General features: G+C 63.0%; 19 protein-coding genes and 1 tRNA gene. 1 reads left to right on the top strand and 19 read right to left on the bottom strand.

Annotation, left to right across the window (positions count from 1 at the left end; genetic code table 11):
- Window positions 1-3: 3 nt before the first annotated feature.
- The 19 genes from nuoL to P0M04_RS18075 all read right to left on the bottom strand — a co-directional run bounded on the left by nuoL (window position 4) and on the right by P0M04_RS18075 (window position 16945).
- Complete coding sequence (gene nuoL, locus P0M04_RS18165) at window positions 4-2124, bottom strand: NADH-quinone oxidoreductase subunit L (RefSeq protein ID WP_259447691.1); 2121 nt, start codon at window positions 2122-2124, stop codon at window positions 4-6.
- A 45-nt stretch (window positions 2125-2169) separates the two neighbouring features.
- Entirely contained in the window at window positions 2170-2478 is a 309-nt protein-coding gene (gene nuoK / locus P0M04_RS18160) for an NADH-quinone oxidoreductase subunit NuoK (protein WP_029757428.1), read from the bottom strand.
- Window positions 2475-3140 carry an NADH-quinone oxidoreductase subunit J gene (locus tag P0M04_RS18155; protein ID WP_259447692.1) on the bottom strand — a complete coding sequence of 222 codons (666 nt, stop codon included), beginning with the start codon at window positions 3138-3140 and terminating at the stop codon, window positions 2475-2477. Before P0M04_RS18155 ends, nuoK begins: the two co-directional genes overlap by 4 nt.
- Window positions 3141-3166: 26 nt before the next feature.
- Window positions 3167-3655, bottom strand: coding sequence for an NADH-quinone oxidoreductase subunit NuoI (nuoI, locus tag P0M04_RS18150; protein ID WP_029757430.1), 489 nt, complete (start codon window positions 3653-3655; stop codon window positions 3167-3169).
- A gap of 13 nt (window positions 3656-3668) precedes the next feature.
- Window positions 3669-4736: an NADH-quinone oxidoreductase subunit NuoH gene (gene nuoH, locus P0M04_RS18145; protein ID WP_371877227.1), complete on the bottom strand. Its 1068-nt coding sequence runs from the start codon at window positions 4734-4736 to the stop codon at window positions 3669-3671.
- A 36-nt stretch (window positions 4737-4772) separates the two neighbouring features.
- On the bottom strand, window positions 4773-7103 hold the full coding sequence (gene nuoG / locus P0M04_RS18140; protein ID WP_259447694.1) for an NADH-quinone oxidoreductase subunit NuoG: 2331 nt from the start codon (window positions 7101-7103) through the stop codon (window positions 4773-4775).
- 21 nt (window positions 7104-7124) lie between these two features.
- Window positions 7125-8420 carry an NADH-quinone oxidoreductase subunit NuoF gene (nuoF, locus tag P0M04_RS18135; protein WP_259447695.1) on the bottom strand — a complete coding sequence of 432 codons (1296 nt, stop codon included), beginning with the start codon at window positions 8418-8420 and terminating at the stop codon, window positions 7125-7127.
- Window positions 8417-8893 (bottom strand): NADH-quinone oxidoreductase subunit NuoE, encoded by a 477-nt coding sequence (gene nuoE, locus P0M04_RS18130; protein WP_259447696.1) that lies wholly within the window; start codon window positions 8891-8893, stop codon window positions 8417-8419. The genes nuoF and nuoE overlap by 4 nt, the downstream gene beginning before the upstream one ends.
- Before the next feature lie 17 nt (window positions 8894-8910).
- Window positions 8911-10164, bottom strand: a complete 1254-nt coding sequence (locus tag P0M04_RS18125) for an NADH-quinone oxidoreductase subunit D (RefSeq protein ID WP_259447697.1) — start codon at window positions 10162-10164, stop codon at window positions 8911-8913.
- Window positions 10164-10757 carry an NADH-quinone oxidoreductase subunit C gene (locus P0M04_RS18120; RefSeq protein ID WP_259447698.1) on the bottom strand — a complete coding sequence of 198 codons (594 nt, stop codon included), beginning with the start codon at window positions 10755-10757 and terminating at the stop codon, window positions 10164-10166. Before P0M04_RS18120 ends, P0M04_RS18125 begins: the two co-directional genes overlap by 1 nt.
- A gap of 18 nt (window positions 10758-10775) precedes the next feature.
- Window positions 10776-11252, bottom strand: a complete 477-nt coding sequence (locus P0M04_RS18115; RefSeq protein WP_036230641.1) for a NuoB/complex I 20 kDa subunit family protein — start codon at window positions 11250-11252, stop codon at window positions 10776-10778.
- Window positions 11253-11255: 3 nt separating this feature from the next.
- A complete protein-coding gene (locus P0M04_RS18110) occupies window positions 11256-11615 on the bottom strand; it encodes an NADH-quinone oxidoreductase subunit A (RefSeq protein WP_259447699.1) in 360 nt (119 codons plus the stop codon).
- A 297-nt stretch (window positions 11616-11912) separates the two neighbouring features.
- A tRNA-Leu gene (locus P0M04_RS18105) sits at window positions 11913-11997 on the bottom strand.
- A 210-nt stretch (window positions 11998-12207) separates the two neighbouring features.
- Window positions 12208-12648: a preprotein translocase subunit SecG gene (gene secG / locus P0M04_RS18100; protein WP_259447700.1), complete on the bottom strand. Its 441-nt coding sequence runs from the start codon at window positions 12646-12648 to the stop codon at window positions 12208-12210.
- Window positions 12649-12842: 194 nt separating this feature from the next.
- Window positions 12843-13589 (bottom strand): triose-phosphate isomerase, encoded by a 747-nt coding sequence (tpiA, locus tag P0M04_RS18095; RefSeq protein ID WP_259447701.1) that lies wholly within the window; start codon window positions 13587-13589, stop codon window positions 12843-12845.
- Between the two features lie 101 nt (window positions 13590-13690).
- A complete protein-coding gene (locus P0M04_RS18090) occupies window positions 13691-14677 on the bottom strand; it encodes an NAD(P)H-quinone oxidoreductase (RefSeq protein WP_259447702.1) in 987 nt (328 codons plus the stop codon).
- Window positions 14678-14986: 309 nt separating this feature from the next.
- Entirely contained in the window at window positions 14987-15325 is a 339-nt protein-coding gene (locus P0M04_RS18085) for a KGG domain-containing protein (RefSeq protein WP_259447703.1), read from the bottom strand.
- 169 nt (window positions 15326-15494) lie between these two features.
- Window positions 15495-16109, bottom strand: coding sequence for a tetratricopeptide repeat protein (locus tag P0M04_RS18080; RefSeq protein ID WP_259447704.1), 615 nt, complete (start codon window positions 16107-16109; stop codon window positions 15495-15497).
- 62 nt (window positions 16110-16171) lie between these two features.
- Window positions 16172-16945: a GIN domain-containing protein gene (locus P0M04_RS18075; RefSeq protein WP_259447705.1), complete on the bottom strand. Its 774-nt coding sequence runs from the start codon at window positions 16943-16945 to the stop codon at window positions 16172-16174.
- 305 nt (window positions 16946-17250) lie between these two features.
- On the opposite strand from P0M04_RS18075, the gene P0M04_RS18070 reads away from it, so the two are divergent.
- Window positions 17251-18603: a M16 family metallopeptidase gene (locus P0M04_RS18070; protein ID WP_259447706.1), complete on the top strand. Its 1353-nt coding sequence runs from the start codon at window positions 17251-17253 to the stop codon at window positions 18601-18603.
- The last annotated feature ends 5 nt before the right edge of the window (window positions 18604-18608 follow it).

The following is an 18608-nucleotide window of genomic DNA, read 5'->3' as shown; positions in this document are numbered from 1 at the left end:
CTTTTAAGCGTGCCAGAACGGGAAGAAGTACAGCAGCGTACCCAGCACGCCCAGGATCATCACGAACGCATAGTGGTAGATGTAACCAGTCTGGAACGTGCGGACGATGGTCGAGAACCAGCCCACGAGCTTCGCGGAACCGTTGACGACGAGGCCGTCGATCAGCGCGCGGTCGCCCACCTGCCACAGGCCCTTGCCCAGCAGGCGTGCGCCACCGGCGAACACGACTTCGTTGAACTTGTCCATGTAGTACTTGTTGTCCAGCAGCGTGTGGATCGGACGCAGCGCTTTGTAGAAAGCGGCCGGCACGCGCGGATTGATCATGTAGCAGTAGAACGCGGCGACGACGCCGGCCAGTGCCAGGATGAACGGCAGCGACGTGAACGAATGCACGCCCATCGCGGCGGCGCTGTGGAACTCGTGCGCCAGTTCTTCCATCGCCGGGTGGCGTTCCGCATTGATGTAGATGACGTTCTTGAAGAAGTCGCCGAACAGCATCGGGCCGATCGTGAAGAAGCCGATGATGACGGACGGGATCGCCAGCAGGATCAGCGGCAGCGTCACGACCAGCGGCGACTCGTGCGGCTTCTGGCCCGGGGCCAGGCCGTGGTGGCCGTGATCGTCCTCGTCTTCTTCGTGGTGGGCAGTGGCCTCGTGCAGCGCGGTCGGGTCCTTGCCTTCGCCGTTGTGTGCATGATCATCGTGGTGCGCGTGAGCATGATCGTCATGGGCATGGGCCTGGCCGAAGCGCTCTTTACCGTGGAACACGAGGAAGTACATGCGGAACGAGTAGAACGCCGTGATGAACACGCCGGCGACGACCGCGAAGTACGCGAAGCCCGAACCCCACAGGTGCGAGGCACCAACGGCTTCGATGATCGAGTCCTTCGAGTAGAAGCCCGAGAAGAACGGCGTACCGATCAGTGCCAGCGAACCCAGCAGCGACGTGATCCACGTGATCGGCATGTACTTGCGCAGGCCGCCCATGTTGCGCATGTCCTGGTCGTGGTGCATGCCGATGATGACGGAACCGGCACCGAGGAACAGCAGCGCCTTGAAGAACGCGTGGGTCATCAGGTGGAACACGGCGACGTTGTATGCCGACACGCCCAGTGCGACCGTCATGTAGCCCAGCTGCGACAGCGTGGAGTACGCGACGACGCGCTTGATGTCGTTCTGGATGATGCCCAGGAAACCCATGAACAGCGCGGTGATCGAGCCGATGATCACGATGAACGACAGTGCCGTATCCGACAGTTCGAACAGCGGCGACATGCGCGACACCATGAAGATGCCGGCGGTAACCATCGTCGCGGCGTGGATCAGTGCCGAGATCGGGGTCGGGCCTTCCATCGAGTCCGGCAGCCACACGTGCAGCGGGAACTGCGCCGATTTACCCATCGCGCCGATGAACAGGCAGATGCAGGCAGCCGTCAGCAGCGGCCAGGTCGTGCCCGGCACGACCATGGCCGACAGCGCGTCCGCCTTGGCGAACGTCTCGTCGTAGTTCATCGTGCCGGTGGCGGCCAGCAGCAGGCCGATGCCGAGGATGAAGCCGAAGTCGCCGACGCGGTTCACGAGGAACGCCTTCATGTTCGCGAAGATCGCGGTCGGACGCGTGTACCAGAAGCCGATCAGCAGGTACGAGACCAGGCCCACCGCTTCCCAGCCGAAGAACAGCTGCAGGAAGTTGTTGGACATGACCAGCATCAGCATCGAGAACGTGAACAGCGAGATGTACGAGAAGAAGCGGTTGTAGCCGTCGTCTTCCGCCATGTAGCCGATCGTGTAGATGTGGACCATCAGCGAGACGGACGTGACCACGCACATCATCATCGCGGACAGCGCGTCGATCTTGAAGCCGACCGACATTTTCATGGTGCCGATCGTCATCCAGGTGTAGACGTCGCCGTTGAACGTGGCGCCGTCGATGACCTGGTTCAGCGTCATGATCGAGATGATCATGGCGACGAACACGCCCAGGATGGTCGCGGAGTGCGACACGGCCCGGCCGACCACGTTGCCGAAGAACTTGGTGCCGAGCAGGCCGGCGATCGCCGAGCCCGCGAGCGGCGCCAGTGGCACCGCCAGCAAGAGATTAGGGTTAATAATTTGCCCCGCCATGTTGAACCTTTTGTGTATTTATCAGGAGGTTGACAGACAAACCGCTTAGCCCTTCAGGCTGTCGAGGTCTTCCACGTTGATCGTGTCCAGGTTACGGAACAGGACCACCAGGATCGCCAGGCCGATCGCCGATTCGGCGGCCGCGACAGTCAGGATGAAGAACACGAAGATCTGCCCTGCCGCGTCGCCCAGATAATGCGAGAACGCCACAAAGTTCAGGTTCACCGCCAGCAGCATCAGTTCGATGGCCATCAGCAGGATGATGATGTTCTTCCGGTTCAGGAAAATGCCGATCACGGAGATCGCGAACAGGATCGCGCCCAGGATCAGGTAGTGAGCGAGCGATAAAGTCATTGCGCCTCCTTGTTGGCAGCGGCGGCAGCAGCTGCGGCAGCGATTGCCGCATCGTCGATCGCCTTCTGGTTCACCGTCTGCATCTTGACGATCTTCAGACGGTCGTTACGCTTGACGCGGACGGCGAGGCCCGGGTCGATGGCTTTGGTGTCCTTGCGCTTGCGCAGGGTCAGCGCCACGGCGGCGATGATGGCGACCAGCAGGATCAGGCCGGCGATCTCGAAACCGTAGATGTACTGGGTGTAGATCAGGCGGCCCAGTTCATGCGTGCCGCCGATGTGACCCACGGTCGCCTCGGCCGGCGCATCGCCCTGGCCCAGGAAGCCGCGCCACAGCACGGCGGCCATCTCCAGCACGATCAGCGCGCCGACGCCCGACGCCACCGGCAGGTAGCCCCAGAAGCCTTCGCGCATGCGGTCGATGTTAATGTCGAGCATCATCACGACGAACAGGAACAGCACCATGACGGCGCCGACGTAGACCAGTACCAGCACGATGGCCAGGAACTCGGCCTTGAGCAGCATCCAGATACCGGCAGCGTTGAAGAACGCGAGCACCAGGAACAGCGCGGCGTGGACCGGGTTCTTGGCGGTAATGACGCGCAACCCGGCCAGCACCATCACGGCCGAGAAGACGTAGAACAGAACAGTTGTGAAATCCATGACGTTACGCAGGAGCCCTTTTATTGTTAGCGGTACTTGGCATCGGCTTCGCGCGCGGCGGCGATGTCGTTCTCGTAGCGATCGCCCACGGCCAGCAGCATTTCCTTGGTGTAGTACAGGTCGCCGCGTTTTTCGCCGTGGTATTCCAGCACTTGCGTCTCGACGATCGAATCCACCGGGCACGACTCTTCGCAGAAGCCGCAGAAGATGCACTTGGTCAGGTCGATGTCGTAGCGCGTCGTGCGGCGGGTGCCGTCTTCGCGCTGCGCCGATTCGATCGTGATGGCCATCGCCGGGCACACGGCTTCGCACAGCTTGCACGCGATGCAGCGCTCTTCCCCGTTCGGGTAGCGGCGCAGCGCATGCAGGCCGCGGAAGCGCGGCGAGATGGGGGTCTTTTCTTCCGGGTACTGGACCGTGATCTTGCGCGAGAACGCGTACTTGCCGGTCAGGGCCAGACCTTTAATCAGCTCGGACAGCATCAGGCTGCCGAGGATCTCTTTAACTCGTGTCATTTTGTGTGCTTCCTTACTTCCAGATGTTCCACGGCGTCTGCATCCAGCCAGCCACCAGCACCAGCCAGATCAGGGTCAGCGGAATGAACACTTTCCAGCCGAGACGCATGATCTGGTCATAGCGGTAGCGCGGGAACGTGCCGCGGACCCAGATGAACAGCGAGACGATCAGGAACATCTTCGCGAACAGCCAGAAGAAGCCGCCGACGGCGCCGAATTCCAGGAACGAGAACGGTGCGGACCAGCCGCCCAGGAACATGATCGATGCCAGCGTGCCGACGAGGATCATGTTGGCGTATTCGGCCAGCATGAACATCGCGTACGACATGCCCGAGTATTCGACCATGTGGCCGGCCACGATTTCCGATTCGCCTTCCACCACGTCGAACGGGTGGCGGTTGCACTCGGCCAGGCCGGACGTGATGTAGATGATGAACAGCGGCAGCAGGGGCAGCCAGTTCCACGACAGGAAGTTCACGCCGTGGGCAGCGAACATGCCGCGCTCCTGGCTCGTGACGATGTCCGAGAAGTTCAGCGAACCCGACACCATCAGCACGACGACCATCACGAAGCCCATCGGGATTTCGTACGAGATCATCTGCGCCGATGCGCGCATCGCGCCCATGAACGAGTACTTCGAGTTGGCCGACCAGCCGGCGATGATGATGCCGTACACCTCCATCGACGTGATCGCCAGCAGCAGCAGCAGGCCGGCGTTCACGTTGGCGAGTGCGGCTTGCGGGCCGAACGGAATGACCGACCATGCGGCCAGTGCCGGCATGATGGTCATCAGCGGGCCGATCACGAACAGGCTCGCGGTGGCTTTCGCCGGGATCACGATTTCCTTCAGCAGCAGCTTCAGGGCGTCCGAGATCGGCTGCAGCAGGCCGCCGGGGCCCACGCGGTTCGGGCCGATACGGATGTGAATCCAGCCGATCAGCTTGCGCTCCCACAGCACGAGATAGGCCACGAGGCCCATCAGCGGCAGCAGGACGACGACGATTTTCAGCAGCGTCCACACGAGCGGCCATGCCGTCGTGCCGAGCAGGCTCGCGCCGCTGCTGTTCAGGTTGTTGATCATGTCAGGTACCGACATTTTGCTTGGGCTCCCCTGCTTTTATGCTTTAGCTACGTTGATCGGACCGAACATGTCGCCCAGTACCGAAGTCGATTCGTGGGCGGCCGCGACGCGCACGACGTTCGCCGGCAGGCGTGAGTCGATGTTTGCGCTCAAGACGACGCTGCCCTGCCCTTGCGATACCGTGACCTGGTCGCCGGCGACGACGCCCAGCTTTTCAGCGAGCGCGGCCGAGATGGTCGCCAGCGGCGCCTGGCCGTCGGCCGTGCGCAGCAGCGGTTCGGAACGGCGCGCGACGGCGTCGGCGAAGTGGATCGGCACGTCGGCCAGGCGTTCCAGTTGCTCGCCATTGCCGAAGAACGCGCCCGCCGGTTCCAGCTTCGCGACGTTGTTCAGCTTCGCGGACAGGTCCGTGTTGCCTTTGCCGAGAGCTTCGTCGCGGATCGATTCCGAGTTCTCGTAGTCGAAGCCTTGCAGGCCCAGCAGGTTGCCCAGCACGCGCAGCACTTTCCAGGCCGGACGGGTTTCACCCAGCGGCTTGACGGTGCCGTTGAAGCTCTGTGCGCGGCCTTCGCAGTTGACGAACGTACCGGCGGTCTCGCTGAACGGCGAGATCGGCAGCAGCACGTCGGCGTAGTCGGTGCCGTGCTTGAACGCGGACATCGCGACGACCATCTCGGCGCCACGCAGGGCCTTGATCGCTTGTGCCGGGTTGGCGGCATCCAGTTCCGGTTCCGCGTTCAGCAGCACGTACGCTTTCTTCGGCTGGGCGAACAGGTTCGCGGCGTTCTTCGACGTCGCGTTGACCAGGTAGCCGCCCACCGTGTTGGCGGCGTCGACGAAGTAACCGAACTTCGCGCCCGTCTCGGCGGCGATCCACTCGGCGACCGCGTGCAGCTTCGATGCCTGCGGGTGGTACATCGCGGCATTGCCCAGCAGGACAGCGCCCGGCAGGTCGGCAGCATTCTCGACGACCAGCGTCGCGGCGACAGCCTTGGCGGCATCGCCGGCGGAGACTCCCTCGAAACCGGCCGGTGCGGCGATGCCTTTGGCGGCAGCGACGGCGACGGCGATTTCCGTCAGCGCTGCGAGCCAGTCGCTCGGTGCGGCGATGATACGGTTCGCGGTCGGGATCAGGTTGTCGTCGGCCGAGCCGTGGACGATCGACAGCTTGGCGCCCGACTTGACGGCGGCGCGCAGGCGCGTCGCGGCCAGCGGGTGGTCCTTGCGCAGGAACGAGCCGACGACCAGCACGCGCGACAAGGTCGACAGTTCGGCGATCGGCATGCCCAGGTGCGGCACGACTTTACCGTCCAGTGCGAAGTCGGTCTGGCGCAGGCGGAAGTCGACGTTCTCGATGCCGAAGCCACGCATGGCTTTCTGCAGCAGGAACAGTTCTTCGACCGTCGAGTGCGCGGTGCCGATGGCGGCGATGCTGTCGGCGCCGTGTTCGTGGCGGATGTTGCGCAGGCCGTGGGCGACGTATTCCAGCGCCGTCTGCCAGTCGGTCTCGATCCACTTGCCGTCCTGCTTGATCATCGGCTGCGTGAGGCGCGATGCGTTGTCGAGGGCTTCGTACGAGAAGCGGTCCTTGTCGGAGATCCAGCACTCGTTGATGTTCTCGTTTTCCAGCGGCAGCACGCGCATGACCTTGCCGCCCTTGACCTGGACGATCAGGTTCGAGCCGAGCGAGTCGTGCGGCGACACCGAACGGCGGCGCTGCAGTTCCCACGGACGTGCCGAGTAGCGGAACGGCTTCGACGTGAGCGCACCGACCGGGCACAGGTCGATCATGTTGCCCGACACTTCCGAGTCGACCGACTTGCCCACGAACGTCGTGATTTCCGAGTGCTCGCCGCGGCCCAGCATGCCGAATTCCATCACGCCGGCCACTTCCTGGCCGAAGCGCACGCAGCGGGTGCACTGGATGCAGCGGCTCATCTCTTCCATCGAGATCAGCGGGCCGGCTTCCTTCGGTGCCACCACGCGCTTTTCTTCCTGGTAGCGCGATTCGCCCTTGCCGTAGCCGACGGCCAGATCCTGCAGCTGGCATTCGCCGCCCTGGTCGCAGATCGGGCAATCCAGCGGGTGGTTAATCAGCAGGAATTCCATGACGGATTTCTGCGCCTGCACGGCCTTGTCGCTATGCGTGCGCACGATCATGCCCGGGGACACCGGGGTGGCGCAGGCGGGCAGCGGCTTCGGCGCTTTTTCCACTTCCACGAGGCACATGCGGCAGTTGGCCGCGATGGACAGCTTCTTGTGGTAGCAGAAGTGCGGGATGTAGCTTCCCAGTTTGTTTGCGGCGTCCATCACCATCGAACCCGGTGGGACTTCGACTTTCTTGCCGTCTAATTCGATTTCAACCATTTGATCGTTACCTGACCCGGTTTAGAGGTAAGTCGGCACCAGGCAGTGCTTGTGCTCGACGTGATATTCAAATTCTTCGCGGAAGTTCTTGATCATGGCGCGGACCGGCATCGCGGCGGCATCGCCCAGTGCGCAGATGGTGCGGCCCTGGATGTTGTCGGCGATCGAGTTCAGCATGTCCATGTCTTCCGGACGACCCTGGCCATGTTCGATGCGGTGGACCATGCGGTACATCCAGCCCGTACCTTCACGGCACGGCGTGCACTGGCCGCACGATTCTTCGTAGTAGAAGTACGACAGGCGCAGCAGCGACTTGACCATGCAGCGGGTCTCGTCCATGACGATCACGGCGCCCGAACCCAGCATCGAACCGGCCTTGGCGATCGAGTCGTAGTCCAGGTCGGTCTGCATCATGACGTCGCCGCGCACGACCGGTGCCGACGAACCGCCCGGGATGACGGCCTTGATCTTCTTGCCACCACGCATGCCGCCGGCCAGTTCCATCAGCTTGGCGAACGGGGTGCCCAGCGGGACTTCGTAGTTGCCCGGACGCTCGACGTCACCGGAGATCGAGAAGATCTTCGTGCCGCCGTTGTTCGGCTTGCCCAGTCCCATGTACTCGGCGGCGCCCATGTTCAGGATGAACGGGACGGCTGCGAACGTTTCCGTGTTGTTGATCGTGGTCGGCTTGCCGTACAGGCCGAACGAGGCCGGGAACGGCGGCTTGAAGCGCGGCTGGCCCTTCTTGCCTTCCAGCGATTCCAGCAGCGCGGTTTCTTCGCCGCAGATGTAGGCGCCGTAGCCGTGGTGCGCGTGCAACTGGAACGAGAACTCCGAACCCATGATCTTGTCGCCCAGGAAGCCGGCGGCGCGCGCCTCTTCCAGCGCCTCTTCGAAGCGCAGGTATTCCTGGAAGATCTCGCCGTGGATGTAGTTGTAGCCCACGGTGATGCCCATCGCGTACGCACCGATGGCCATGCCTTCGATCAGCGCGTGCGGGTTGTAGCGGATGATGTCGCGGTCCTTGAACGTGCCCGGTTCGCCTTCGTCGGTGTTGCAGACGAGGTATTTCTGGCCCGGGAACTGGCGCGGCATGAAGCTCCACTTCAGGCCGGTCGGGAAGCCCGCGCCGCCGCGGCCGCGCAGGCCGGACGTTTTCAGGTCGGCGATGATCGCCTCGGGCGTGATCTTCTCTTCCAGGATGCGGCGCAGCGCGGAATAGCCGCCGCGCTTGACGTAGTCTTCCAGGTGCCAGTTATCGCCGTTCAGATCTTTCAGGATCAGCGGATTGATGTGGCGGTCGTGCAGGCTGGTCATTTGTTCAGTTCCTCCAGCAGGGCGTCGATCTTCTCGTCCGACATGAACGAGCACATGCGGTGGTTATTCACCAGCATGACCGGCGCGTCGCCGCAGGCGCCCATGCACTCGCCTTCCAGCAGGGTGAACTGGCCGTCTTCGGTCGTGTCGCGGAAATTGATGCCCAGGGCATCCTTGATGCGCTGGGCGGCACGCTCGCCGCCCGACAGCGCGCACGGCAGGTTGGTGCACACGGTGATCTTGTGCTTGCCGACCGGCTTGATGTTGTACATGTTGTAGAAGGTGGCCACTTCCTGGACGGCGATGGCGGGCATGCCGATGTAGTCGGCCACTTCCTGCATCGTTTCCGGCGACAGCCAGCCCTTTTCGACTTGCGCGTGGGCCAGCGAGGCCATCACGGCCGACTGACGCTGGTCGGCCGGATACTTGGCCAACTCGCGGTCGATTTTTTTCAAGCACTGCTCAGATAACATAATCTTTTCTACCCTTCTTATCGGTCGATCGAGCCGAACACGATGTCCTGCGTACCGATGATGGTCACGGCGTCGGCGATCATGTGACCGCGCGCCATTTCGTCGAGCGATTGCAGGTGGACATAGTCCGGGGTGCGGATCTTCAGGCGGTACGGCTTGTTGGCGCCGTCCGAGACGATATAAATGCCGAACTCGCCCTTCGGATGTTCGACCGCTGCGTAGGCCTCGCCCGGCGGGACGTGGAAGCCTTCGGTGAACAGCTTGAAGTGGTGGATCAGCGATTCCATGTTGGTCTTCATGTCCACGCGCGACGGCGGGGCGACCTTGTGGTTGTTCGTCATGACCGGGCCCGGGTTGGCGCGCAGCCAGGCGATGCATTGCTTGATGATGCGGTTCGACTGGCGCAGCTCCTCGATGCGCACGAGGTAACGGTCGTACGAGTCGCCGTTGGTGCCGACCGGGACGTCGAAGTCCACCTTGTCGTAGGCCGCGTACGGCTGCACCTTGCGCAGGTCCCAGGCGATGCCCGAGCCGCGCAGCATCGGGCCCGAGAAGCCCATGCCCATCGCGTCTTCCGGCGTCACGACGCCGATGCCGACGGTACGCTGTTTCCAGATACGGTTGTCGGTCAGCAGGGTCTCGTATTCGTCGACATAGCCGTCGAAGCGCTTCGTGAACGAATCGATGAAGTCGAGCACGGAGCCCTGGCGGGTTTCGTTCAGTTCGTCGATGGCCTTCTTGCTGCGCAGCGGCGATTCGCGGTGGCGCGGCATCACGTCCGGCAGGTCGCGGTACACGCCGCCCGGGCGGTAGTAGGCCGCGTGCATGCGCGCGCCCGACACGGCTTCATAGACGTCGAACAGGTCTTCGCGGTCGCGGAACGCGTACAGGAACGGACCCATCGCACCGATGTCCAGCGCGTGCGCGCCCAGCCACATCAGGTGGTTCAGGATACGCGTGATCTCGTCGAACATCGTGCGGATGTACTGCGCACGGATCGGGACTTCGATGCCCAGCAGCTTCTCGATGGCCAGCACGTAACCGTGCTCGTTGCACATCATCGAGACGTAGTCGAGGCGGTCCATGTACGGCACGGACTGCAGGTAGGTGCGGGTCTCGGCCAGCTTCTCGGTGCCGCGGTGCAGCAGGCCGATGTGGGGGTCGGCACGCTGGATGACCTCGCCGTCCAGTTCCAGCACGAGACGCAGCACGCCGTGCGCTGCCGGGTGCTGCGGACCAAAGTTCAGGGTGTAATTCTTAAGCTCAGCCATTATTTCATCCCGTAGGTTTCTTCGCGGATCACGCGCGGAATGTTCTCGCGCGGCTCGATCGTCACGGGTTGGTAGATCACGCGTTTCTGCTCGGGGTCATAACGCATCTCGACATAGCCCGAGATCGGGAAGTCCTTGCGGAACGGGTGGCCGATGAAGCCGTAGTCGGTGAGGATGCGGCGCAGGTCGCCGTGGCCTTCGAACAGGATGCCGAACAGGTCGAACGCTTCACGCTCGAACCAGTTGGCGTTACGCCAGACGCTCGTGACGGAGTCGACCAGCGGCATGTCGTCGTCCGGGCAGAACACGCGGACGCGCACACGCCAGTTGTGCTCGATCGACAGCAGGTGCGACACGACCGCGAAACGCAAACCGTCCCACGTGCCTTCGCCGTAGGACGAGTAGTCGACGCCGCACAGGTCGACGAGTTCCTGGAAACGCAGCGCGGGATCATCGCGCAGCTTTTGCATGGAGGCCAGGTAGTCACTGGCCTTCACCACTACCGTTACTTCGCCCAGCGCCACGGTAATGGCAGCGCCCTCGCCCAGAGCATTCTTCAGGGCGAGTTCGAGGGCTTCGATTTTTGTCGTCATGGTTGAAACCGGCTTGGATTATCGCGCGATGGTATTGGTGCGCTGGATCTTATTCTGGAGCTGGATGATGCCGTACAGCAGAGCCTCGGCGGTCGGCGGGCAGCCCGGGACATAGACGTCGACCGGAACGATGCGGTCGCAGCCGCGCACGACGGAGTACGAGTAGTGGTAGTAGCCGCCGCCGTTGGCGCACGAGCCCATCGAGATGACCCAGCGCGGCTCGGCCATCTGGTCGTACACCTTGCGCAGTGCCGGCGCCATCTTGTTGCACAGGGTACCGGCCACGATCATCACGTCGGACTGGCGCGGCGACGGGCGGAACACAACGCCGAAACGGTCGAGGTCATAGCGCGCGGCACCCGCGTGCATCATCTCGACCGCACAGCATGCCAGGCCGAACGTCATGGGCCACATCGACCCGGTACGCGCCCAGTTGATCAGTTTGTCGGCTGTGGTAGTGACAAAACCTTCGTTTAAAACGCCTTCAATAGCCATGGCTTATTCCCAATCAAGGGCACCTTTCTTCCAGATGTACCAGAACCCGACGACGAATTCGACGATGAAGACCATCATCGTGAGGAATCCAGGCAGGCCCAGTTCGCGCATCGAAACGCCCCACGGGAAGAAGAATGCCGTTTCCAGATCAAACAAAATAAACAGGATCGCGACCAGGTAGTACCGGACGTCGAACTTCATGCGCGCGTCTTCGAAGGCTTCGAAGCCGCATTCATACGGAGAGAGCTTGGCGGGGTCGGGGCGATGCGGACCGACGACACGGCCCAACACCTGGGATGCGACGCCGACGACGGTGCCGATCACGATGAAGAGTAAGACGGGGAAGTAGTTCTCGAGGTTCACGATGAAGCCTTAGTTGAACGATCGGTTGAAAAAACACTGCAGGGGCTGCAGTACCGCATCGCGCAATCCTGGCTATTGGCCTACACCAGGATCGTACGACTGGAGACTCTCAATCACCTGTTCCGCGTTGCCGATCCCGACCTTCGAGGCTCGCCGCACGTTCGTACGACCGGGCTTCTCGGGCCAGAAGGGCCGCCGCAGGGGACGGTTCTTCAAAGCCTCCGACAGATCCTCGTAAAAAAGCCAGCTAGTGCTAACGAGCGGAAGCTCATGCGCCCTAGCTGGCTTCTTGTATCTTGGTGCCGACGGCGAGACTCGAACTCGCACAGCTTGCGCCACTACCCCCTCAAGATAGCGTGTCTACCAATTTCACCACGTCGGCTGGAGACCAGTATTCTACTCTGACTTAGCAGCATTTTTCAATGCTCAAATTGCGCTAAACCAAGAAAAAATACTCTTTTTCTCAACTTTTTTAAAACCCGTGTTTACGGCGAACCGAGTTGAGAGTCCGGTCGCCGGCGCTGGCGGACCGAAGCCCGCAGAATGTTACACCACCCTGCTCGCGCTTGCAGGAAGTGGCCGCGCCGCAAAATTACTTGGCGGGCGCGGGTGCCGGTGCTGCAGGTGCTGCAGGCGTGGCGACACCCGGCACGTCCTGCGTGGCGGACGGTGCGGGTGCTGCCGGGGCCGGGACCGGTGCGGTCGTCGGGACGGCATCGCCTGCGCCGGCCGGGACCTTGGCCGCCGGGACCGTCGCGTGTTCCATCACGCCGCCGCCGACACTCGCGTGCGGACGGTTGGTGCCGAAGTACGCCAGGCCCAGCGTCGACGCGAAGAAGACCGCGGCGGCGACGGCCGTCGATTTCGACAGGAAGTTCGACGAACCGCTGGCACCGAACAGGCTGCCGGACGCGCCGGAACCGAAGGCGGCGCCCATGTCGGCACCCTTGCCGTGCTGGACGAGCACGAGACCGATGATGGCCAGCGCGGAGACGACCTGTACGACGACGATCAGATTGAACAACACGTTCATTGTTTATTCCATTCCAAGGTTGACTACGTTTGCAAAAAACTTTGCCACTACGTCGCCCCTGCGAAGGCAGGGGCCCAATTTTTCAAGCGTTACGACAGCGCCCGAAACTTGGGGGGATAGCGCCAGTGGCGCTATCCCGCCTGCGCGGGAACGACGGTTTTTAGTACCCGGACTGGAATTCCAACCCGGTATATTCAAGCTGCGCGAATGATGGCAAGAAAATCTTCCGCCTTCAAGGCCGCGCCGCCGATCAGCCCGCCATCGATATCCGGCTGGGCCAGCAGATCCTTCGCATTCTCCGGCTTCATGCTGCCGCCATACAGGATCGGCACGATGTCCGCCGCTTCGCCGCTGCGCGCCTTCAGTTGCGCGCGCAATTGCGCATGCACTTCCTGCGCCATCGCCGGCGTCGCGTTCCTGCCGGTGCCGATGGCCCACACGGGTTCATAGGCCACGACGATCTTCGCCACCGATGCCGCGTCGAGCGCCTCCAGCACCGCGTCGAGCTGGGCGCCGACCACCTGCGCCGTCTCGCCCGCTTCGCGCTGCTCCAGCGTTTCGCCGACGCACACGATCGGGGTCATGCCCTCGCCCAGCACCGCCACCGCCTTCTTCGCCACCAGCGCACTGTCCTCGCGGTGGTAGGCGCGGCGCTCGGAGTGACCGACGATCACGTAGCGGCAACCGAACTCGGTCAGCATCTTTGCGCACACTTCACCGGTGTACGCGCCGAACTCGTGCATCGAGACGTCCTGCGCGCCCCACGCGAGCGGCGTACCGGTCAGCACATCCTCGCACTGCTGCAGGAACGGCGTCGGCACACAGACCGCACAGGATGCTTGCGCATCGCCGATACCGGCGACGATCCCCTTCAGCAGGGCTTCATTGGCCGCTCGGCTGCCATTCATCTTCCAGTTGCCTACGATGAGTTTGGCACGCATTACAACCTCACGGTCAAATAACCCGTTATTGTAACGGGCGTTGAAAAACCGGTCAAACCGGGCCGGGCATGGTGGTTCAGTGAATTATTCATTGTATTTTTTCAGTGTTCGGCGACACGCAGCATGATCTTGCCGACGTGTGCGCTGCTTTCCATCAGTGCGTGCGCGGCGGCCGCTTCTTCGAGCGGGAAGGTCTGGTAGATGACGGGTTTGATGTGGCCGGCTGCCAGCAGCGGCCACACCCGCTCGCGCAGCTCGCGTGCGATCTGCGCCTTGAAGGCCACCGGACGCGGACGCAAGGTGGAGCCCGTGATCGTCAGGCGGCGACGTAGCACCTGGCCCAGGTCGACGTTCGCCTTCGCCCCGCCCAGCAGGGCGATGATGACGATGCGGCCGTCGTCCGCGAGGCACGAGACCTCGCGCGCCACATAGTCGCCGCCGACCATGTCGAGCACGACGTCGACGCCCCTCCCGCCCGTCAGTTCCTTGACGATGGGCGCGAAGTCCTCGGTCTTGTAGTTGATCGCCCGCTCGGCGCCCAGGTCTTCGCACGCGCGGCATTTGTCGGCACTGCCGGCCGTCGCGAACACGCGGTGGCCCAGCGCCTTCGCCAGCTGGATCGCCGTGGTGCCGATACCGGAGCTGCCGCCCTGGACGAGCAGCGTCTCGCTCTCGCCCAGCGCGCCGCGCTGGAACACGTTGCTCCACACGGTGAAGAACGTCTCCGGCAACGCGGCCGCCTCGAGGGGGCTCAAGCCTTGCGGCACCGGCAGGCATTGCGCGAGCGGCGCCGCGCAGTACTCGGCATAGCCGCCGCCCTGCACGAGGGCGCAGACGAGGTCGCCTTTCTCGAATCCGCTACCGGACAGATCGCCGTCGACGATCTCGCCGGCCACTTCAAGGCCCGGCAGATCGGACGCGCCGGGCGGCACCGGATACTGGCCCAGCCGCTGGAACACGTCGGGCCGGTTGATTCCGGCCGCGTGGACGCGGATGAGCACCTCACCCGGTTTCAATTGCGGCACCGGGCGCTCGCACAGCTTGAGCACCTCCGGTCCGCCAGGTTGGACAATTTCTATTGCACGCATGGCATACCCTAGTTAAATGATGAGCAATGGTACTCCATCGGGCCGGATCACCCAAGCATGCCGCGCCACAAAATGGCTGCTATCGCTAACAATGAGCAAGAAAATGCTCATTTATCGAGAAAATGTAGTAAATTTACTGCTGAGCTCACGGATCGTGTAGTAGTCGACCGGACGCACGAAACGACACCGCCAGCCTCGAAGGGCTGGCGGTGTCGGGAACGTCGTATGTGTGATACAGAACGTCAGGCAGTATGCGACGTCACCGGCGGCGCCGGCACACGCGTTCCGCCCGGGCGTTCACGCGTCACATCACTTCTTGTCGTTCTTGTGGCTCTGCGAGCCTGCCTTGGCGTGCTGCTCCGGCGTGCCGCCGCGGGTGCCGCCGCTGGATTGATTACCACTTTGCTGGCTGCCGCCACCCTGGCTCTGCTGGCTGCCGCCGTCGTTCTTGTGGCTCATCGAGCCGGCACGGCGTGCCTCTTCCGACGTGAACTCGTGGGCATTGCCGGAAGCGTGTGCAGCCTTGCCGCCTTCCGAGGCGATTTCACGCTGCTTCTGCGGGTCCATCGATGCGAAACCGCGGTTGCTGGTGTCGCCGCTCTGGTTGTTGCCCTTGTTGCCGCCTTGATTGTTGCCTTGGTTTGCCATGATTGCCTCCAATGGATGAGTTGTCGTACAGCTCGTGAAAACTGCTTGAGGGGTTCTCATCGTAGTCCCGCAAAGGCGGGCAGGACACCAAGGATTCGCCATGTGCGCGTAGGACGATGCCTCATACCCGGGTCGGCATCGTCCTTACATCAGAAGGTAACTTGACCGTTCAGGAACCGCTGCCGCCCGTGCGGGACTGCGTCGGCAGCGGCGTTCCAGGCTTCCAGTTGCGCGACATCGCCTGCGCTTCGTCGATCTGCTCCTGGCTCATCTGTTTGACGAGCGAGGCGCGCTGCTCGATGGCATTGCGATGCCCGTTGGCGGCCGCCAGGTTGCACAACATGTAGGCGAGGACGAGGTCTTGCGGCATCCCCGCCACGTGGTAGCGGTACATCAGCGCAAGCGCGTGCTGGGCGTCCGGATGGCCCTGCTCGGCGGCCTTGCGGAACCATTGCACGGCCAGTTTCTGGTCCTGGGGCACGGAATTACCCGTGTAGTACATCGCGCCGATCACGTATTGCGCATCGACCTTGCCCTGCACGGCTGCCTTGTAGTGCCAGGCGAACGCCTGCTTGTAGTCGCGCGGCACGCCGCGGCCCATGTAGTACATCAGGCCCAGCAAATGCTCCGCGTCCGCGTTGCCGGCCTTGGCAAGCGGGGTGATTTCCTTCAGGGCCAGCGCGTAGTTGCGGGCATTGTAGGCATTGGCGCCCTCCGCGAGGCCCGCCATCGCACTACCGTGCAGGCCCAGCGCGAACAGGATCGCAACGGTCAGTTTTCTCATTGTCTCGTTCGGATTCGTGAGGCCTCGCCTCTTTGTTCTTTTGCTTCGAGATAAATCTTCTTTTACTTCCAGCTCACTTTCCCCAACCCGTCAACCGCGACCTTGCGGTTCTGGGGCTTGCCGTACACCGTGACGGAACCCATGCCGGACAGGTTCAGGTTCGCGTTCTGGCGCGCCGTCACGCGCGCGTTGCCGAGGCCGGACAAGTCGATATCGACGGAGTCCGCGTTACACTGCTGCGCGTCCAGGTTGCCCAGGCCGCCGAGGTCGGCCTTCAGCCATTTCGCGCGCCCCGCCAGCGAGATGTACCCCGCACCCTGCAGGTTCAGTTCGACACCCTCCCCGTTCAGGCCCTGCATCTGCATGCTGCCGATGCCGCCCAGGCTCGCCCGCACGAGGCGGTAATTGCACGCGATCTTCATCGAGCCCGCGCCATCCAGGGTCAGTTCCAGCTCGTCGCCGGAAAAGCCGGAAATGTCCGTCGATCCGAGGCTCTCCGACGTCACGGCCCGCAACGCGGGCAGCACCAGTTCCGCATGAAGCGAGCCGCTGCGCACGTGGCCGCGGATGTCCGTGTCGATGTTCAGCGTGTCGCCGTTCTGCGACGTCATCGTGCGTTCCAGGTAGCGCGATTCGCCCGTGAGCGTCAGGGCCGGCGTGCTGCCCTGGCGGATCTTCAGGTCGACGGCGCCGTCGACCTTGACCCGCACGACGCGGGCATCGACGGGCCGCGTCTCGGTCGTGACGTCGGGCGCGGCATGCGCGAGCCCAAGGACGAACAACTGCGCGACACACAGGGCGGCACCGACGGGGGCGAGCGAGAAAATCTTGTTCATCCGATTCTCCGAATTCCTGTTTTTGTTATGCAAGGGTTGGTGTTTATGGAAAACAGGATAAACGGACAAGCCATCCCGGCCCAGCGGATTGCGACGAACTGCAAAAATGGCCACCTGAGCGACATAGGGACGGGCTGGCATGCATAGGCGAGCCGGTCATTATCGCGCGCCGGAGCACCTCCAAATGTCACCGTTTGTCACCGCTTGTCATCAATGTATGTATCAACATTTTCATGCCAGTCCTGCATTTGTTGCGTTAAGATAAATTCGATGCCCCACCCCATAACTTCATAAAAAGGTGATCAATGCGCCTGCGCTACCTGCCCGCCCTGCTGGCCGGCGTGTCGCTTTCGCTGTCCGCGGCTGCCGCGACCAGCGACCAGTGGACCCTGCCGGTCAACGTCAAGAAGCTCGACAACGGCCTGACGGTCGTCGTCTCCGAAGACCACAGCTCGCCGACCGTCGGCGTGTCCGTCGTGTACCACGTCGGCATGCGCCTCGAGCCGCGTAACCGCACCGGCTTCGCCCACCTGTTCGAGCACCTGATGTTCCAGGGCACGCCGAACGCGCCGAAGGGCGTGTTCGACCGCGCCATCACGGGCGGCGGCGGCCGCAACAACGGTTCCACGCGTCCCGACTTCACGAACTACATCGAGACCGCGCCCGTGTCGTCGCTCGAACCGATCCTGTGGCTCGAAGCGGACCGCATGAAGACCCTCGACTTCAACCCGGCCACGCTGAAGAACCAGCAGGACGTGGTCAAGGAAGAGATCCGCGTGAACGTCAAGAACCAGCCGTACGGTGGTTTCTACTGGCTCGACATCAGCCAGCTCGGCTTCCAGAAATGGGAGAACAACCACGACGGCTACGGCAGCTTCGAAGACCTCGAAGGCGCGAGCCTCGATGACGTGCGCGCCTTCCACCGCGACTACTACGGCCCGAACAACGCCGTGCTGGCGATCGCCGGCGATATCTCCCCCGCACAGGGTTTCGCGCTGGCGCAGAAATACTTCGGCGGCATCCCGGCCCGTCCCGTGCCGAAAGGCTCGGACTTCACCGAAGGCCTGAACACGCAGGAAAAACGCATCGAGCAGAGCGATGCGCTGGCGCAGGTGCCGGCCGTCGCCGTCGGCTGGAAAGTGCCGGACCAGGGCAGCGCCGACCAGGCCCCGATGGCCGTGCTGTCCGAACTGCTGGCCGGCGGCGACGCGTCGCTGTTCTACCAGAGCATGGTCAAGGGCCGCGAGATCGCGCTGAACGTCCAGGGCGGCTTCGGCCTCACCGGCCCGTTCGAATACGGCGGGCCCACCCTGTTCACCGTGTTCGGCCTGTACAAGCCGAACAGCAGCGCCGACGCGATGCTGGCCTCGATGGACGAGCAGATCGCCAAGGTCGTCAAGGATGGCGTCGACGCCGCCACCTTGAAGCGCGTGAAGACCCGCATGCTGGCCGACTGGAACAACGACCTGGAAAACATCCTGTCCCGCGCCGACACGCTGGCGAAGCTGCAGACCCTGTGGGGCGACGCCCACGTCGTCAACAAGGTGCCCGGCTGGATCGAGGGCGTGACGTCCGCCGACCTCCAGCGCGTGGCCGCCACGTATTTGACGAAGGCGAACCGCACCGTCATCGACCGTAAGCCGGCAGTCAAGAAATGAGGAGC

Source organism: Telluria mixta (genome assembly GCF_029223865.1).
GTDB lineage: Bacteria > Pseudomonadota > Gammaproteobacteria > Burkholderiales > Burkholderiaceae_D > Telluria > Telluria mixta.
Note: the sequence above shows the minus strand (reverse complement) of the source record. Positions and strands in the feature narration are given on the sequence as shown.

Coding starts and splice junctions, on each gene's coding strand:
- nuoL (WP_259447691.1), bottom strand. CDS start 2,124: ATGGCGGGGCAAATTATTAACCCTAATCTCTTGCTGGCGGTGCCACTG.
- nuoK (WP_029757428.1), bottom strand. CDS start 2,478: ATGACTTTATCGCTCGCTCACTACCTGATCCTGGGCGCGATCCTGTTC.
- P0M04_RS18155 (WP_259447692.1), bottom strand. CDS start 3,140: ATGGATTTCACAACTGTTCTGTTCTACGTCTTCTCGGCCGTGATGGTG.
- nuoI (WP_029757430.1), bottom strand. CDS start 3,655: ATGACACGAGTTAAAGAGATCCTCGGCAGCCTGATGCTGTCCGAGCTG.
- nuoH (WP_371877227.1), bottom strand. CDS start 4,736: ATGATCAACAACCTGAACAGCAGCGGCGCGAGCCTGCTCGGCACGACG.
- nuoG (WP_259447694.1), bottom strand. CDS start 7,103: ATGGTTGAAATCGAATTAGACGGCAAGAAAGTCGAAGTCCCACCGGGT.
- nuoF (WP_259447695.1), bottom strand. CDS start 8,420: ATGACCAGCCTGCACGACCGCCACATCAATCCGCTGATCCTGAAAGAT.
- nuoE (WP_259447696.1), bottom strand. CDS start 8,893: ATGTTATCTGAGCAGTGCTTGAAAAAAATCGACCGCGAGTTGGCCAAG.
- P0M04_RS18125 (WP_259447697.1), bottom strand. CDS start 10,164: ATGGCTGAGCTTAAGAATTACACCCTGAACTTTGGTCCGCAGCACCCG.
- P0M04_RS18120 (WP_259447698.1), bottom strand. CDS start 10,757: ATGACGACAAAAATCGAAGCCCTCGAACTCGCCCTGAAGAATGCTCTG.
- P0M04_RS18115 (WP_036230641.1), bottom strand. CDS start 11,252: ATGGCTATTGAAGGCGTTTTAAACGAAGGTTTTGTCACTACCACAGCC.
- secG (WP_259447700.1), bottom strand. CDS start 12,648: ATGAACGTGTTGTTCAATCTGATCGTCGTCGTACAGGTCGTCTCCGCG.
- tpiA (WP_259447701.1), bottom strand. CDS start 13,589: ATGCGTGCCAAACTCATCGTAGGCAACTGGAAGATGAATGGCAGCCGA.
- P0M04_RS18090 (WP_259447702.1), bottom strand. CDS start 14,677: ATGCGTGCAATAGAAATTGTCCAACCTGGCGGACCGGAGGTGCTCAAG.
- P0M04_RS18085 (WP_259447703.1), bottom strand. CDS start 15,325: ATGGCAAACCAAGGCAACAATCAAGGCGGCAACAAGGGCAACAACCAG.
- P0M04_RS18080 (WP_259447704.1), bottom strand. CDS start 16,109: ATGAGAAAACTGACCGTTGCGATCCTGTTCGCGCTGGGCCTGCACGGT.
- P0M04_RS18075 (WP_259447705.1), bottom strand. CDS start 16,945: ATGAACAAGATTTTCTCGCTCGCCCCCGTCGGTGCCGCCCTGTGTGTC.
- P0M04_RS18070 (WP_259447706.1), top strand. CDS start 17,251: ATGCGCCTGCGCTACCTGCCCGCCCTGCTGGCCGGCGTGTCGCTTTCG.